Below are 15,969 nucleotides of genomic sequence, written 5' to 3'. Positions count from 1 at the left end.
CGGCCCTCGAGGGCCGCTCGAAGCGATCCCGTCCTGGCGATCCCCTCAGAGGGAGCCCGTCAGCGCTCGCCACAGGAACTCGAAGCTCAGGGCGTGCATCCGGGCCGCCTGGCGGTTGTCGGCGGCGCCGGCGTGACCGCCCTCGAGGGCTTCGTGGAACCAGACGTCCCCGATTCCCATCTCCTTCATCCTCGCGGCCATCTTGCGCGCCTGCACCGGGCCGACGCGGTCATCGCTCGTCGCCGTCCAGATGAGCGTCTTCGGGTACTCGACGTCGTCACGCAGGAGGTGGTACGGCGAGAAGGTCCGCACGTACTCCCACTCCTCGGGCTTGTCCGGATCGCCGTACTCGGCGATCCACGAGTAGCCCGCGGAGAGCTTCGAGTAGCGCCGCATGTCCAGCAGCGGGACGCCGCAGGAGATGGCACCGAACAGCTCGGGATACGTGGTGAGCATGTTGCCGACCAGCAGCCCCCCGTTGCTCCGGCCGGTGCAGCCCAGGAGGGCGGGCCGGGTCACCCCGCGCTCCACGAGGTCGGCCGCGATGGCCGCGAAGTCCTCATAGGCCCGATGACGGTCGGCGTGGAGGGCGGCGTGGTGCCACTGCGGCCCGTATTCACCACCGCCGCGGATGTTCGCCAGCACGTAGACACCGTGTCGTCCCTCGGGCGTCGTCCGCTCGAGCCAGCCCCGCCCGATGACGCCGCTGTAGGCGGGGGTCAGGGAGTGCTCGAATCCCCCGTACCCGGACAGCAGCGTGGGATTGCCGCCGTCGAGTTGGAGGCCATGTGCGGCGATCTGGAAGTAGGGCACGCGCGTGCCGTCGCTCGAGATCGCGAAATGCTGCTCGACCGTGAAGAGGTCCTCGTCGAAGGAGGACGGCGACGCCTTCACCACCGAGTGCCCTCCTCCGATCGTGCCCCGGTACAGGGTCGACGGCGTCAGGAACCCGGTCGCGATGAGCCAGTAGTCGTCACCCGCGAGATCGTCCTCGTCGTCGACGGCATAGGCGTCCACGGAGTGGAGCGGCGGACAGTCATCGAGCAGCTCCGCCTTCCAGCCGTCCGACGGGTCGAGGATGCGGATCTCCGACGAGACGTCGTGCAGGAGGTTGAGCAGCAGGTGGTTGCGGGTCCAGCTCCAGGACTGGAGGGAAGTGGCGGAATCCGGCTCGAAGACCACCTCGAAGGAGCGATCGCCGTCGAGGAAGGTTCGCAACCCGATGACGAGCAGGGCGCCCGCACCGAACGTGGTGCCCTCGACCGCCCAGTCGGAGCGCGGGCGGACCACCAGCCACTCGCGGTGCAGCGAGATGGAGGCGTCCTCCGGCACCTCGATCAGCCGCCAGGCCCCGTCCTCCCGGAGGTAGCTGCGCCGGGTGTAGAAGTCGAGGGTGTCCACGGCGAGGTCCCGCTCGAAGCCCGGGGTCGGATCGTGCAGCACCATGGCCACCATGTGGTCTTCGTCCACCTCGAAGTACGGCTCGGCCCTCGCGAGGTCCTCCCCGCGGCTGAGGATCCGCACCGTGCGCGGGTAGGAACTGGAGGTCATGGAGCCGGGGCCGAAGTCCGTGCCGACGTAGAGGGCATCCGGTCCGGCCCAGCTGATGCGGCTCTTCGCCGTCGGGACGTCGAAGCCGCCGTCGACGAAGGAGCGGGTGCCGAGGTCGAATTCACGGTAGCGGGCCGCGTCCCCACCGTCGGGTGAGACGACCACGAGGACCCTCCGGTGTGGCCTGCCCTCCTCGGGACGGAGGAACAGGGCGCCCGACCACACCCATTCCGTCCCTTCAGCCGCGCTCAGGGCGTCGACGTCGAGGAGGACGTCCCAGTCCGGGTCCGCCGCGGTGTAGCTCTCCCAGGTGGTGCGGCGCCAGACGCCCTGGCGGTGTTCGGCGTCCCGCCAGAAGTTGTAGTAGAAGTCGCCGTGCTTCCCGGCCATCGGGATCCGGTCGGTGGAGTCGAGGACCTCGAGGATGCGCTGCTCGCTGTCCTCGAAGCCCGGCGTCACGAGGGCCTGCTCGGTCACTGCGTTCTCGCCGCGCACCCAGGCCAGCGGCCTCTCCCCGTAGATGTCCTCGAGCCAGAGGAACGGGTCATCGGTGGTCTCTGTGGTCGCGGACGACTCCGTGGGCTGCGTCATGCGCCCATCCTATGCAGGCCTCCGGAGGGGGTGCCGTCGCGGGCGGCGGGTACGGCGGGGTCGGCCGGACGCGTTGGATACTCTTGACGCGTGGACAACAGGGAGGCGCGGCAGGTAGCCGTCATCGGCGGCGGGCCCCGCGGTACGTCGGTGGTGGAGCGGCTCGTCGCGGGTCACCGGCATCGCGGTGATGCTGCTCCGGACCTCGTCATCCATGTCGTCGAGCCCCATGATCCGGGGCCCGGCCACATCTGGCGCACGGACCAGTCCCGGCTGTTCCTCATGAACACCCCCTGCCTGTACCCGACCGTGGTGCCCGTCGGCGACGCCGCGGACCGGATGGCGGCGCCACCCGTCGCACTGTCCTTCGATGCGTGGCGCAGGCGTGCCGTGGATGGACTGATCAGTGGCCTGACCGTCGACGATCGCACGGAGTGCACGACGCTCACCTCCAGTGGCTTCCCCAGCCGGGCCCTCTACGGCCGGTACCTCGCCTGGGTGTTCGGCGAGGTGGTGCGCCTCGCCCCTTCCGGGGTCTCGATCGTCCATCACCGCAAGGAGGCGGTCAGTCTCGACCGTGAAGACCGTGAAGACCGTGAAGACCGTGAAGACCGTGCAGACCGTGCAGACCGTGCAGACCGTGCAGACCGTGCAGACCGTGCAGACCGTGCAGACCGTGCAGACCGTGCAGACCGTGCAGCCGGGCAGGGGTGGGACATCGGGCTCGACGACGGCCAGGTCCTCCGGGCCGACGACGTGGTGCTCGCCGTCGGGCATCTCCCGGCGACCCTGACACCCGAGCAGGAGAAGCTCCAGGACGCGGCAGCCAGGCACGGTCTCCAGTACTGGCCGCCCGCCGTACCGGCCGACGTGGCGTGGAACCGGCTGCCCGCCGGCAAGACCGTCCTGATCCGGGGCCTGGGGCTCAACTTCTTCGACGCCATGATCCAGATGACGGAGGGGAGGGGCGGCCGTTTCTCGAGCGCCGGGGACGGCCGGCTCGAGTACGCGCCGTCCGGGAAGGAGCCACGCCTCGTGGCCGCGTCCCGCCGGGGTGTGCCCTACCGGGCCAAGGCGTCCCTCGAGTCCTACATCCCTCGGAGCGTCCGGCTGAGGTTCTGCACCGTGGAACGCGTCCTGGCCTTCCGCCGATCCGGGATCCAGCCTGGCTTCGACCACGACCTCTGGCCCCTGCTGCATCGCGACACCCTCTGGGCGTACTACTCCACGCTCTGCCGGGTGGAACCGCACTGCCTGACGGGTACGCCCGAGGTGCTGCTCGGCGAGCTCGACACGGCGCTGAAGCTCGATGGCCCGGCGTGGGAGTCCGCGGCCGCGGCGTCGATCGGCGCGCTCGTTCCGGCGGACCGACGCATCGACGTCGAGAGCCTCGCGCATCCCTTCGCGGGACGTCGGTTCGACGACGGCGAGGAATTCTCCGCGGCGGTCCTGGCGTATCTCGACGAGGATGCTGCGGGCTCGGCCAGGGGCGAGGACGATCCCCTCAAGATGGCGATCGGCGCGATGAACGCGGGCCGGTCGGTGATCAAGGAGGCCGTGGCCGACGGCGGGATCTCCGGTGCGTCGTGGAACGCGGAGTTGCGCGGCTGGTTCGAGCCCCTCGTGGAGGGGCTGGCGAGCGGGCCACCGCCGCTGCGGATCGCGCAGCTTGCGGCGCTGGTGCGTGCGGGGATCGTCCGCTTCGTCGGGCCGAACCCGGCTTTCGGCTTCGACCCGGACGAAGGACTGTTCCGTGCGGCCTCGCCCTGGGTGAGGGGGGAGGCGTTCACCGCCCGCTACCTCGTCGAGGCGATGATGCCGGCGAACCGCGTGTCCACGAGCCTCTCCCCGCTGATGCGGGACCTGCTGGCGAAAGGGACGGTGCGTCCACGCACCTTCATGGCGGAGGACGGCGTCCCGGTGACCTCCGCCGGACTCGACGTCACCGCACCGCCGTACCGCGCCGTGAACAACACGGGACGGGAGCAGGAATCCCTGTTCGTGATCGGGCTGCAGCTGGCATCGGTCCAGTGGGGCACGGCCATCGCGGCCGAGGCCGGAGCCCCGCTCGGAGCGGGAGCCAGGACGCTCCTGGATGCTGATGCGATCGCCGGTGCCATCACTTCCGCTGCCACTTCTGCTGCCACTTCTGCTGCCACTGGCGCGGCAGTCCATACCTCGAGTACGGCATCCACCTCCTCCTGAGCTGAGCGCAGCGCCTGGTCAGCGGAGCTGCGACGGGCCGGACCCTGGTTCAGTGCTTCCCGTGACACAGGAGAGGGACCCCCACCGTGGCGGTGGAGGTCCCTCTCGTCCTTCAGGACGACCGGAGTCGTGGTGGAGCGTGTCAGGCAGGCTTGCCCGGCTTCTCGGGCTTGATCGGCTTGCCCGGCTTGACGGGCTTTTCCGGCTTCTCGGGCTTACCGGGCTTGACCGGCTTCTCCGGCTTGACGGGCTTCTCGGGCTTGCCCGGCTTGACGGGGACCTCGGGCTCGGCGACAGCTTCCACCGTCACCGGCAGGGTGACGGTCGTTCCGCTCGGTGCTGCGGTCAGGATGATGCGGCCCTGGCCGCCGGCCGCCGCCGGGATGGTCAGCTCGACCGTGGCGCCCCCACCGGTGACGGGGAAGGTGCCGAGCTCGGTGCTCGTCCCGTCCGCTGCAACGTAGCTCGCAGCGAGGGCGGTGTTGATCGGGCTGCCCAGCGAGGTGAGGTCCAGCTTCGAGACGGCGAAGGAGACGGCTGCGCCGGCCTTCACCGTGGTCGGAGCTCCCTGGACCTGGACGCTGCGGCGATCGAACGACGGCGACAGCGGACTGTTGGCACGGATGTAGTCGATCCAGGCATCGCGGTCCACCAGGCCCGACTCACGCGTGTCGGCTCCCTCGCGGAAGGCGGTGAAGTTGTCGCCGCCCTGTGCGAGGAAGCTGAAGGTACCGATGCGGTAGTCCTTCGCCGGGTCGAGCGGCTGTCCGTCGACGAGGACCGAGGTGATCCGCGAGCCGCGTGCAAGGGCCGGATCGTAGGTCACGCTCACGTTGTCCGAGAGGCCGAGCGCCAGGAAGGAGCGTGAACTACCTTCCGGCTGCCACTGCTGCTCGAGGACGGCCTTGAACTCCGCGCCCGTGAGCGTGGTGGTCCAGAGGTCGTTGACGAAGGGCAGGACCGCATTGGCCTCTGCGAAGGTCACGACCCCGTCCGGTGCGAAGTAGAGCTCATTGCGGAGTCCGCCGGGGTTGACGACGCCGATCTGCGCTCCGCCGCGTTCGGCGGGTGAGAGGCTCGCTCGGAGCGAGTCGGCCACCAGGTTGCCCAGCGTGGACTCGGAGGCGCGATCGTCACGCGTCGTGCCCGTGAACGCCGTCGTGATGTCCTGGGTGACCGAGCCGACCGGCTGGTTGCCGATGATCGCCGCCTGCGCGAGCGCCGCGTCGACGATGGTCTTGACCTCGGCGACCCTCGGGAAGGTACTGACGAGGGTGGCGTCGGTGTCCGTGGTGCGCGCGACGTTCCGGGCGGTGTAGGACTGCACGTCTCCCGTGGCGGTGTCCACCGTCAGGGTGATCTGGCCGATGAATTCGCCGTAGGAACCGGTCTGCAGGATGGGGCGGGTGGTCCCGGTTGCACCGGGGACCGGAGCGTCCCACGCGTACTGCTTGTGGGTGTGGCCGGTGAAGATCGCGTCCACGAGGGGCGTGGTCTCGTTCACGATGCGGGCGAAGGTGCCTCCCGCGGCGATCTCCTCCTCGATGGTCGCACCCTCGACGACACCGTCACCGGCGCCCTCGTGGTACTCGGCGACGATGACGTCCGCGAGATCCTGCTCCTCGATCTGCGCAGCGACGCGGTTCACGGCCGCCACGGGATCGCCGAAGTCGACGTTCTCGATGCCGCCCGGGCTGACCAGCGTCGCCGTCTCCTCGGTGACGACGCCGATCACGGCGACATCGATGCCGTCGACGTCGATGATCGTGTATTCGTCGAGCGCGGGATCGGTGGTGCCCTTGGTGTAGACGTTCGCGCCGAGGTAGGGGAAGCCCGCAGAGTCGCTGACGCGACCGGTGAGGTCGTCGAAGCCCTTGTCGAACTCGTGGTTGCCCACGGCCGAGGCCTCCAGGCCCAGGGCGTTCAGGACGTCGAGGGTGGGCTCGTCGTCCTGCAGGGACGAGGCGAAGAGGGAAGCGCCGATGTTGTCACCTGCGGACAGGAACGCGGTGCCGTCCTCGCCGAACTCGGCGCGGAGCTTCTCGACAGTGCCCGCGAACCGCACGGTGTTGGCATCGATGCGGCCGTGGAAGTCGTTGATGTTGAGGAGGTTGACGTCCGTGGTCGTGTCCGCGGCGGCGAGGTCGAATCCGACGATCACGGGATCGTGGTCGCTGGCGCGGTACGGATCCGCCACGTAGTAGTCGGTGACGTTGTTGTTGAACCGGCTGTACTCCAGCGCGACGGACTCCACCGAGTTGATGTTCCAGGTGTCCACGCCGGAGACCGTGGCATCGACCGCGGGAGAGGCCAAGATGTGGTCGAGGGAGCCGCTCAGGCCGGAGAAGACGTAGGAGTAGTTCCCGTCCTTCTCGCCCTGGTTGACGTAGCCCGCCTCGTAGAGGACCTGCATGGGGTCCTCCTGCGTGTACGAGTTGAAGTCGCCCGTGAGGAACACGCGGTCGGTCTTCGCCGTGGCCTTCACCGAGTCCGCGAAGGCCACGAGGGCGCGTGCCTGGGCGACGCGAGCCGCGTTCCAGGCGCCCTGGCCGTCGCCGCTGTCGGCGTCCGCGCCCGAACTGGGTCCGGAGCCCTTCGACTTGAAGTGGTTGACGATCGCGACGAACGTCTCGGCGCCGGAGCCGCCGACAGGCTTGAAGGCCTGGGCGAGCGGCTTCCGCGCATTCGAGAACGCGACGTCGTCGTCGAGGATGACGGATTCGCCGACCGGCTCCGCGACGGCCTTCTTGTAGATGAGGGCGGTGCGGATGACGTCCTCGTCCGCGAGGGCCGGGACGGCCGCAGGGGAGCGGACGTAGTCCCACGTGCCCGGCGCCTTCTCGTTCAGTGCCTCCACGAGGGTGGCCAGCGCGGCGTCGCGGTCCTTGCCGAACTTGGCGGAGTTCTCGATCTCCATGAGGGTCACGACGTCGGCGTCGAGGGCGGTGATCGCCGCGACGATCTTCGCCTCCTGGCGCTCGAAGTTCTCCTTGTCCGCCGCGCCACGGGCGTCGCAGCCACCGTTGATGGTGATCGGGTTGCCGGCGCGGTCGGTGAAGAAGGTGCAGCCGGCGAGGTCGTCACCGGTGGTCGGGAAGTAGTTGAGGACGTTGAAGGACGCGATTTTCACGTCTCCACCGACCTCGGCCGGTGCCGCCGGGCGCTCGCCCGTGAACTGCACGGGCTGGACGCCACCGGGGTTGGCGCCGTCGAGCTCGGCGAGAGGCTGGAACTTCCAGGCACTGTTGCGGTAGTCGAGGACCACCGGCGAGGTGAACTGCGCGGTGGAGCCCACGCGGACGGACTGCGCGGTGGTGAGGTACGGGAGCACCTTGCCGCGGTTCGCCTGCGCGAAGAAGTTCGTCGACGCGCCGTCGTCGAGCCGGATGCCGCGCGCCGCGTTGTCGGCGATGACCGCCGTGTTCTCGGGCGTACCGGGGCGGGCGACATCGGTCGGCTGGAGGAGGCGCTCCGTACCGGCGGCGAGGGTGACCTCGCCGTACTGGTTGAGCGTGTAGTTGTCGGCGACGGTGAAGGTGTCGGCGGGCTGGAGGAGCATGCCCTCGACTGCCTCACGCGCAGTCTCGGTGGCAGGCAGTGCGATGGCGGAGGCCTTGGGCTCCTCGGCCGCTTCGGTGAGCTCGGTGGTGCCGCCGGCCGCGACGGTGATCTGCGTCAGGCCCGCGAATTCACCGGCGGTCCCGGTGACCTCCACGTAGTCACCCACGGCGACGGAGGCGACCGTCGCGGGGGAGTAGACGAAGACGGCGTCCGAGGCGGTCTGGTCGGCTGTCGCCGAGCTTCCCGCGGTCTGGAGGTAGAACCCGGCGAATCCGCCCGTGGGGTACGCCGCGGTGACCTTGCCGCGTGTGGTGACGGTCTGGCCGGAGAGCGGCGTCGCGCTGCCCGTTCCCTGGATGTCGCGGATGGGCGTGACGACGCCCGGCGTCGGGGTCGGCGTCGGCGTGGGTGTCGGCGTGGGGGTCGGGCCGCCCGGGGTGGCGGCGCTGCTGGTGGGCGTGGCCTCCTGGAGGCTGAAGTCGGCGCCGTTGACATCCGTGTCGGAGAACGCGGTGCGGGCGGTGGACCTGGTGCTGCCGGAACCGGGCGTGGTGGCGACCGAACCCTCGAAGGCGTTCGCGCTGCCGTAGCCGAGCGCGTCGACGACGCCGGGCGTTCCGACGATGCTGCCGGACGGCAGGTCGCCGACGGTGGCGGCCTGGTTCGACAGGACGATCACGCCACCGGGCGCTCCGACGTTGAGGCCGGGCGCGGTGAGGTCGGGAGTCGGGAGTGCTGCTCCGGCCGTGCCGTTGCTGCCTCCCTGGACCAGGAAGTAGCCCTTCGCCGGGATGGTGCCCCGGAGTGCGGTGGCCGTAGGGGCGGCGGTGGACGTCGCTCCGCGGTACTGCAGCGACCAGCCGTCGAGGCTCACCGGCGCGTCGGTCGGGTTGTAGAGCTCCACGAACTTGTTGGTGAACGGCGTCCCGGCGGACCCACCCGAGACATAGGCCTCGTTGATGATGACGCCGTCTCCTGTGACGGACGCGGTGGCCGGCGGTGTCTCCACCGCGCTCGCCGGCAGTGCGATCATCGGCGAGGCCATGAGCCCTACCGACAGCGCCGCACCGAGCGCTCCCTTCCATGACGAATTACCCATTCGTTCGTACTCTCCTTGACGATGGCCGTGACGGCCGCGAGTGAAGCCCGCCGACCCGCTGGAGGGGTGGGCGCGTTGGCATGTGCACCATATGTGACGCAGGTGACATTCCTATCCCCGGGAGTAGCCAACCAGAACATCGTTAACAATGGGTTACCAAAAAGCCAGTGGCACCGGAAGAACGGGTGCCAATGGCGGTGATCCGTGGACGAAAGGGGCCTATCGGCCGGCGTTCTCTAGCGAACCGGTCACAGGGGTCTCGCCGGCTTCGGCGACGAAGCAGAGGATCCGGCGGTCCGCCTCGGTATCCCAGCGTTCCTCCACCGGGTAGAAGACGAGCAGCTCGAGCACGGAGGCGTCGTGCTCCACACCCACGAACCCCGTGAACTCGCCGGCGCAGAACTCGCCCGCCGCGGTGTTCGCGGCGGCCTCGCCGGGGTAGTCGCCGTCGGGCATGGTGGTCGTCGCGAAGGCTTCGAACGTGTGCGGCTCCGCGCACGGCAGGACGGTGATGTCGGAGACGTCGGTCATGCCCGGGTCGTCGATGCAGTCGCCCACGGCGATCGGGAGCGCGTCCGTCCCCGCCTCGGCGGTGACCGTGCCCTGGGCGTCCCGGTCCGGCTCCGGGGTCGGCAGGAGGCTGCACCCCGAGGACGCCATCAGGGCCAGGAGCGAGGCGGCCACCGCACGGCGCCTGACCGACCCGGCGCTCCGGCGCTCGTCCGTTCCACTGATGTTCCCAGTACGCATCGAGACCCCGTCGTCAGCCGCGTCCACCGCGGCACGGCTGTTGCTCCTCGGGACAGTACCGGACGGCGACGGACCGCACCACGATCCGGGCGGACCAACGGACGTGGATCCGGCACGTCGACCACGAGAAGAGGAGGCCCCGCACTGCGGAGCCTCCTCGGGAGCGGAAGGTAAGGGATTCGAACCCTTGAGACGGGGTGACCGCCCACTGGTTTTCAAGACCAGCTCCTTCGGCCGCTCGGACAACCTTCCCGCCGATAGTGTTTCACGAAAGGGCGTGGGACGCCCAACCATCGAGGGACGGGAGAGCCGGGCATGCGCGCAGTGGTGATCGAGGGTGCCGGAGGGCCGGAGGTGCTGTCCGTGCAGGAGGTCCAGGACCCCGTGGCGGGCGATGGCGAGGTCCTGATCGACGTCGTCGCCGCCGGGCTCAACCGGGCCGACGTCCAGCAGCGGCGCGGGCTGTACCCGCCACCTCCCGGCGCGTCCACCGTGCCCGGCCTCGAGGTGTCCGGGCGGATCGCCGAGCCGGGGACCTCGGATCTCGCGCGAGGGGAGGCCGTCGTCGCGCTCCTCTCGGGTGGGGGCTACGCCGAACGGGTGGCGGTGCCCGCCGGTCAGGTGGTGCGCGCGCCGAAGGGGGTGGACCTCACCCACGCCGCCGGCTTGCCCGAGACCGCAGCGACCGTCTGGTCGAACCTCGTGCTGCAGGCCGGCCTGCGCAGGGGCGAGCACGTCCTCATCCACGGCGCATCCGGAGGGATCGGCGTCATGGCGATCCAGGTGGCCCTGGCCCTCGGGGCCGTGCCCCACGTGACCGCCGGGTCGCCGGCCAAGCTCGACGTCGCCCGGGGCCTCGGGGTGCGGACCCTCATCGACTACCGGAGGCAGGACTTCGTGGCGGAGGTCCTCGCCGCGACGGGCGGTCGGGGCGTGGACGTGATCCTCGACGTCGTCGGGGCGAAGTACCTGTCGCGCAACCTCGAGGCGCTGGCCACGGGCGGACGGCTGGTGGTCATCGGGCTGCAGGGTGGCTCGACGGCCGGGCTGGACCTCGGCATGCTCATGGGCAAGCGCGCGAGTGTCGCGGGGACCACCCTGCGGGCCCGGCCGGCGGAGGAGAAGGCGATGATCATGGCGGCCGTCGAGGAGAACGTCTGGCCGCTGGTCTCCTCGGGTGCGGTCAAGCCGTTCGTCGACCGGATCTTCCCGCTCGCCGAGGTGGCGCAGGCCCACGCCTACTTCGACTCGGGCGAGCACACGGGGAAGGTCCTGCTGGCGCTCGGGTAGGAGCTGCGCAGGCGCCGGTGGAGCGCACGAAGTGGGTCGGCGCAGCACGATCATCAGCATGCTTCCGATTCGGCCGGCGCTGTGCGAGGCTGGATCGACGACCGACGGAAGGAGCACTGCCATGGGTACGAGCGGAGACGGGCACGAGGGCGGGCTGGAGCAGGCGGCCGACAGCTTCGCCGAGAACCTCGGCGACCAGGTGCCCGACGGCGTCGACAACGGTCCCACCGACGACGCGGACGAGCCGGCGGACGGGCGCACGAGGACGCACTCGAGCATCAGCGAGGGCCTCAACGCGAACGACGACGACGAACCCCCTGCGGCGCGGGACGACGCGCGCCGGTAGGACCTGAGCAGTGGCAGCCGCTCGCGTGGTCCCGCCCATGGGTGGAAGCACGGGAGCGGCCGGGCCGCCGCCGAGCCGTTCGGCGCACACCCACGCGCGTTCGGCGCTCGCCGCCCGACGGCAGGCTTGCCATGTGACGCACGCCTCACTACGTTGCTACCTTCGTGTGCACCACACTCTCGCACTCGAGGAGCATCATGAGTAACAAGCAGAGCGGATCCCACCGGCACGCCGACGTGCTGGTGACGAATCCGGACCTGCCGCCGGTCGCCGTCGACCCGGAGCAGGCCGAAGCAGAGGACCGCCGGTGGACACCGGCGAAGATCGCGCTGTGGGTGGGCATCGCCCTCCTCGGTGGTGTCTCCTGGACCATCCTCGCCATCGTGCGCGGCGAGACCGTGAACGCCATCTGGTTCGTGTTCGCGGCGGTCTGCACCTACCTGATCGCCTATCGGTTCTACTCGAAGTTCATCGAGCGCAACCTGCTGAAGCCGGACGACCGCCGGGCGACTCCGGCGGAGTACAAGGCCGACGGCAAGGACTACGCCGCCACCGACCGCCGCGTCCTGTTCGGGCACCACTTCGCCGCCATCGCCGGTGCCGGGCCCCTGGTAGGACCCGTGCTGGCCGCGCAGATGGGCTACCTGCCCGGCACGCTCTGGATCATCATCGGCGTCATCTTCGCCGGCGCCGTCCAGGACTACCTCGTGATGTTCTTCTCCATGCGCCGCGGCGGCCGGTCGCTCGGCCAGATGGCCCGGGAGGAACTGGGCGTCATCGGCGGGACGGCGGCGCTCGTCGCGACCCTCACCATCATGATCATCATCGTCGCGATCCTGGCGCTCGTCGTCGTCAACGCCCTCGGCGAGAGCCCCTGGGGCGTCTTCTCCGTCTCGATGACCATCCCGATCGCCCTCTTCATGGGTGTCTACCTGCGCTACCTGAGGCCCGGCAAGGTCACCGAGGTGTCCCTGATCGGCTTCGTCCTGCTCCTGCTCGCGATCATCGGCGGCGGCTGGATCTCGGAGACCGCCTGGGGCGTCGAGCTCTTCACGCTGGACCGCATCACCATCGCCTGGGGCATCATCATCTACGGCTTCATCGCCGCGGTCCTGCCCGTCTGGCTCCTGCTCGCACCGCGCGACTACCTCTCGACCTTCATGAAGATCGGCACGATCGTCATGCTCGCCGTCGCGATCGTCGTCACCCGCCCCGAGATCAGCGTCCCTGCCGTCACGGAGTACGCCACCACCGGCGCGGGCCCCGTGGTCGCCGGAACGCTCTTCCCGTTCCTCTTCGTCACCATCGCCTGCGGCGCCCTCTCCGGGTTCCACGCGCTGATCGCGTCCGGCACCACGCCGAAGATGATCGAGAAGGAGCGCCAGACACGCTTCATCGGGTACGGCGGCATGCTCATGGAGTCCTTCGTGGCCATCATGGCGCTCGTCGCAGCCCTGTCGATCGACCGCGGCATTTACTTCGCGATGAACTCCTCGGCCGCTGCGACGGGCGGCACCATCGAGGGTGCCGTCGCGTTCGTCAACGGGCTCGGACTCACCGGCGTCAACCTGACGCAGGAGGCGCTCAGCACCATGGCGACGAACGTCGGCGAGGAGTCGATCGTGTCCCGCACCGGCGGCGCTCCGACCCTCGCCGTCGGGATCGCCCAGATCATGCAGGGCGTCTTCGGCGGCGCGGGCATGATGGCGTTCTGGTACCACTTCGCCATCATGTTCGAGGCGCTGTTCATCCTCACGGCGGTCGACGCCGGGACCCGCGTGGCCCGTTTCATGCTGCAGGACAGCATCGGCAACTTCGTGCCCCGCTTCCGCGACACCTCGTGGCGGACCGGCGCGTGGATCTGCACCGCCATCATGGTGGCCGGCTGGGGGGCGATCCTCATCATGGGCGTCACCGATCCGCTCGGCGGCATCAACACGCTCTTCCCACTGTTCGGCATCGCGAACCAGCTCCTCGCGGCGATCGCGCTCGCGGTCTGCATGGCCATCTGCGCCAAGCGCGGGCTCTTCAAGTTCCTCTGGATCCCCGCGCTCCCGCTGGCCTTCGCCGCCGTCGTGACCATCACGGCGTCGTTCCTGAAGATCTTCTCGCCCACCCCGGCCATCGGGTACTGGGCGCAGCACACGGCCTTCAGGAACGCCCTCGACGCGGGCGAGGAGAGCTTCGGGACCGCGAAGACCGTCGCCGCCATGGAGGCGGTGGTCCGCAACACCTTCATCCAGGGCACGCTCTCCATCGTGTTCGTGGTGCTCTCGATCATCGTGATCGCCACGGCGATCCTCGCGACGATCAAGGCCTACCGCCAGGGCGGTGGCCCGGGGGCCGAGGACGCCCCGACGGCGTCGCGCATCTTCGCTCCGGCGGGCCTCGTGGCCACGCCGGCCGAGAAGGACCTCGAGGCGCAGTGGTCCGCCCTCGAACCCGGCAAGCGGCCCGCCCGGTCGGGCCACTGATGACCGTCCCCGATGTCCTGCACCGGGCGCGTGACACCGCCCGGGAACTGGCCTGGCTGTTCAAGGGCGTGATGGGCGAGAACGCGTACCAGACGTACCTCGACCACTACGAGCGCTCCCACGCGGGCGGCGACCCGATGACGGAGCGCGAGTTCTGGCGGGACCGGACCGACCGGCAGGATGCCAACCCCGAAGGGCGCTGCTGCTAGCGACACCCGTTCCACCGATGAAGCCCGGTCCTCCGCGAGGACCGGGCTTCACCGTGTCCGGGGCTCAGCGCTTCTCCCAGCGGAAGCGCCGGGCGGCCACCTGGTAGGGCAGCACGGTCCAGGCGAGGAGCACGACGGCGGCACCTGCCGTGGACGCACCGAGGGGCTCGACGCCCCAGCCGGTCATGAGCAGGTTCTGCAGGGCCCCGCCCGGGGTGAGGCGTGAGGCGAACTCGAAGCCGTCGTCGAAGGCGGTCCAGAAGAACGAGCCGACCACGGCGGCGATGAACGGCAGGGTGGTGATCTGCGCGGCCGCCGCCGACGGCGTGTAGATGCTCGTGAGCATGCCGGCCGTGGCGCACAGGGCCAGGAATCCGAGGACAGCGCCGAGGACGACGAGCGGTTGGGCCGGCGCCTCGACACCGGCGATCCCGAAGCCCGCCGTGATCACCGCGAGCTGCGCCGCGACGAGCACGACGATGGGCGTGAGCATGCCCAGCCAGATGACCGTGTCCGAGGACTCCCCGCTCCGCAGGCGCTTGAGGAAGAGCTCCTGCCTCCGGGTGGCGAGCGTGGTGGTCGCTGTCAGGTAGACACCGAGCAGGGCCACGAGCATGAGGGTCAGACCTCCCAGGACGGCCGCGCCGGACGGCTCGGCGAGCTGGTCGGCGCCGATGAAGTACAGGTAGACGGCCATGCCGACGGGCATGATCACCGCGCCGGTCAGCACGGTCTTGTTGCGGACGATGATCCGCAGTTCCATGAGGGCGATCGCGAGCACGCGCTGCGCGGCGGACGGGCCCCGGGTCGAGGCAGGGGTGAGGGCGGTCATGAAGGTCTCCAGGTGTCGGGGATCGGAGGGGATGGATCAGGCGGAGGCGCCGAGGCTGACCCGGCGGAAGACAGCGGCGAGGGAGGCCTCCGACGCGGAGAGACGGTCCAGGTGCAGCCGGTGCGAGTCGGCCCAGGACAGCACTTTCCAGAGATCGCCCTGCAGGTCCCCCGTGGGCAGGGTCACCCGGGTGGTGGACGGTGTCGGGGTGAAGTCCGGCTCCAGGCCGAGGGCCGACAGCGGCAGGACGTCGACCGCGGCGTCGACCTCGAAGGCGATGACCGCGGGTTCGCGGGCCAGTACGTCGGCGAGCGTTCCCTCGACGGCGATCGCGCCGTCGTGCATGATCGCCAGGCGGTCCGCGTACATCTCCGCCTCCTCGAGGTAGTGGGTGGTGAGCACCACGGTGGTCCCGTCGTCATTGAGTGCGCTGACCAGGTCCCACGTGCGCTCGCGGGACTCGGGGTCCAGGCCCGTAGTGGGCTCGTCGAGGAACAGGAGGTCCGGTTCGGCGGCCGTGGCGAGCAGCAGGTCGAGGCGACGGCGCTGGCCGCCGGAGAGCATCTTCACCCGGGTGGAGGCCTTGCCGGCCAGGTCCAGCACGTCGAGGCCGTGGGTGATCACCTCGGCGGCGTCGCGGCCCCGCGGATCGGCGGAGGAGAGGCGGAGCCAGAGCCGGCACGTCTCCTCGACCGTGAGGTCGTCCGCGAAGCCGGCCTCCTGCAGCATGATGCCGATGCGTGGCCGGATCGACGCCTTGTCGCGGTACGGGTCACCACCGAGGACGGAGACGGTCCCCGAGCTCGCCGGGCGGTGCCCCTCGAGGGTCTCCATCGTCGTCGTCTTCCCGGCACCGTTGGTCCCGAGGAGGGCGAAGAACTCGCCGTTGCGGATACTGAGGTCGATCCCGTGGACGGCCTCATACGAACCGTAGGAGCAGCGCAGGCCCGAGGCGGCGACCGCGATGGTGTCGGGTTCGACGGCCCGGGTGGACGTGGACTGGGAGCTGGGAGTCGTGGTCATTCCTCCATCCTTCCGAGCCCGGGGCGGCAGGGTCAGTG

At 69.9% G+C, this 15,969-nt stretch carries 10 protein-coding genes and 1 tRNA gene; 5 read left to right on the top strand and 6 right to left on the bottom strand.

All coding sequences use genetic code 11. From position 1 onward, the window contains the following. Positions 1–45: 45 nt before the first annotated feature. Positions 46–2,142, bottom strand: coding sequence for a prolyl oligopeptidase family serine peptidase (locus ASF21_RS00220; RefSeq protein WP_055765202.1), 2,097 nt, complete (start codon positions 2,140–2,142; stop codon positions 46–48). 90 nt (positions 2,143–2,232) lie between these two features. Between ASF21_RS00220 and ASF21_RS00215 the strand changes: the two genes are divergently transcribed. Then, positions 2,233–4,347 (top strand): FAD/NAD(P)-binding protein, encoded by a 2,115-nt coding sequence (locus tag ASF21_RS00215; RefSeq protein ID WP_055765199.1) that lies wholly within the window; start codon positions 2,233–2,235, stop codon positions 4,345–4,347. Positions 4,348–4,489: 142 nt separating this feature from the next. Here the strand turns inward: ASF21_RS00215 and ASF21_RS00210 are convergent, their stop codons facing one another. The 3 genes from ASF21_RS00210 to ASF21_RS00200 all read right to left on the bottom strand — a co-directional run bounded on the left by ASF21_RS00210 (position 4,490) and on the right by ASF21_RS00200 (position 10,009). Beyond that, a complete protein-coding gene (locus ASF21_RS00210; RefSeq protein ID WP_055765196.1) occupies positions 4,490–9,007 on the bottom strand; it encodes an ExeM/NucH family extracellular endonuclease in 4,518 nt (1,505 codons plus the stop codon). A 219-nt stretch (positions 9,008–9,226) separates the two neighbouring features. Then, positions 9,227–9,757 (bottom strand): septum formation family protein, encoded by a 531-nt coding sequence (locus ASF21_RS00205; protein ID WP_157365686.1) that lies wholly within the window; start codon positions 9,755–9,757, stop codon positions 9,227–9,229. 164 nt (positions 9,758–9,921) lie between these two features. After that, positions 9,922–10,009 (bottom strand) — tRNA-Ser (locus ASF21_RS00200). 63 nt (positions 10,010–10,072) lie between these two features. Here ASF21_RS00200 and ASF21_RS00195 point away from each other — a divergent pair. From ASF21_RS00195 to ASF21_RS00180, 4 genes are all read left to right on the top strand, one after another. Next, entirely contained in the window at positions 10,073–11,047 is a 975-nt protein-coding gene (locus ASF21_RS00195; RefSeq protein ID WP_055765189.1) for an NAD(P)H-quinone oxidoreductase, read from the top strand. A 121-nt stretch (positions 11,048–11,168) separates the two neighbouring features. Beyond that, complete coding sequence (locus tag ASF21_RS00190; protein ID WP_055765186.1) at positions 11,169–11,393, top strand: hypothetical protein; 225 nt, start codon at positions 11,169–11,171, stop codon at positions 11,391–11,393. 197 nt (positions 11,394–11,590) lie between these two features. After that, the gene (locus ASF21_RS00185; protein WP_055765182.1) at positions 11,591–13,867 is read left to right on the top strand and encodes a carbon starvation CstA family protein; all 2,277 of its coding nucleotides are present in this window, start codon (positions 11,591–11,593) and stop codon (positions 13,865–13,867) included. Beyond that, entirely contained in the window at positions 13,867–14,076 is a 210-nt protein-coding gene (locus ASF21_RS00180; RefSeq protein WP_082471121.1) for a YbdD/YjiX family protein, read from the top strand. Before ASF21_RS00185 ends, ASF21_RS00180 begins: the two co-directional genes overlap by 1 nt. A gap of 64 nt (positions 14,077–14,140) precedes the next feature. Here ASF21_RS00180 and ASF21_RS00175 read toward each other — a convergent pair whose 3' ends face one another. Both ASF21_RS00175 and ASF21_RS00170 read right to left on the bottom strand, forming a co-directional pair. Beyond that, on the bottom strand, positions 14,141–14,908 hold the full coding sequence (locus tag ASF21_RS00175) for a hypothetical protein (RefSeq protein ID WP_055765179.1): 768 nt from the start codon (positions 14,906–14,908) through the stop codon (positions 14,141–14,143). Positions 14,909–14,944: 36 nt separating this feature from the next. Next, the gene (locus tag ASF21_RS00170; protein ID WP_082471120.1) at positions 14,945–15,931 is read right to left on the bottom strand and encodes an ABC transporter ATP-binding protein; all 987 of its coding nucleotides are present in this window, start codon (positions 15,929–15,931) and stop codon (positions 14,945–14,947) included. Positions 15,932–15,969: the final 38 nt, after the last annotated feature.

Source organism: Arthrobacter sp. Leaf234 (assembly GCF_001422665.1).
In the GTDB taxonomy this organism is placed as follows: Bacteria; Actinomycetota; Actinomycetes; order Actinomycetales; family Micrococcaceae; genus Arthrobacter_D.
Note: the sequence above shows the minus strand (reverse complement) of the source record. Positions and strands in the feature narration are given on the sequence as shown.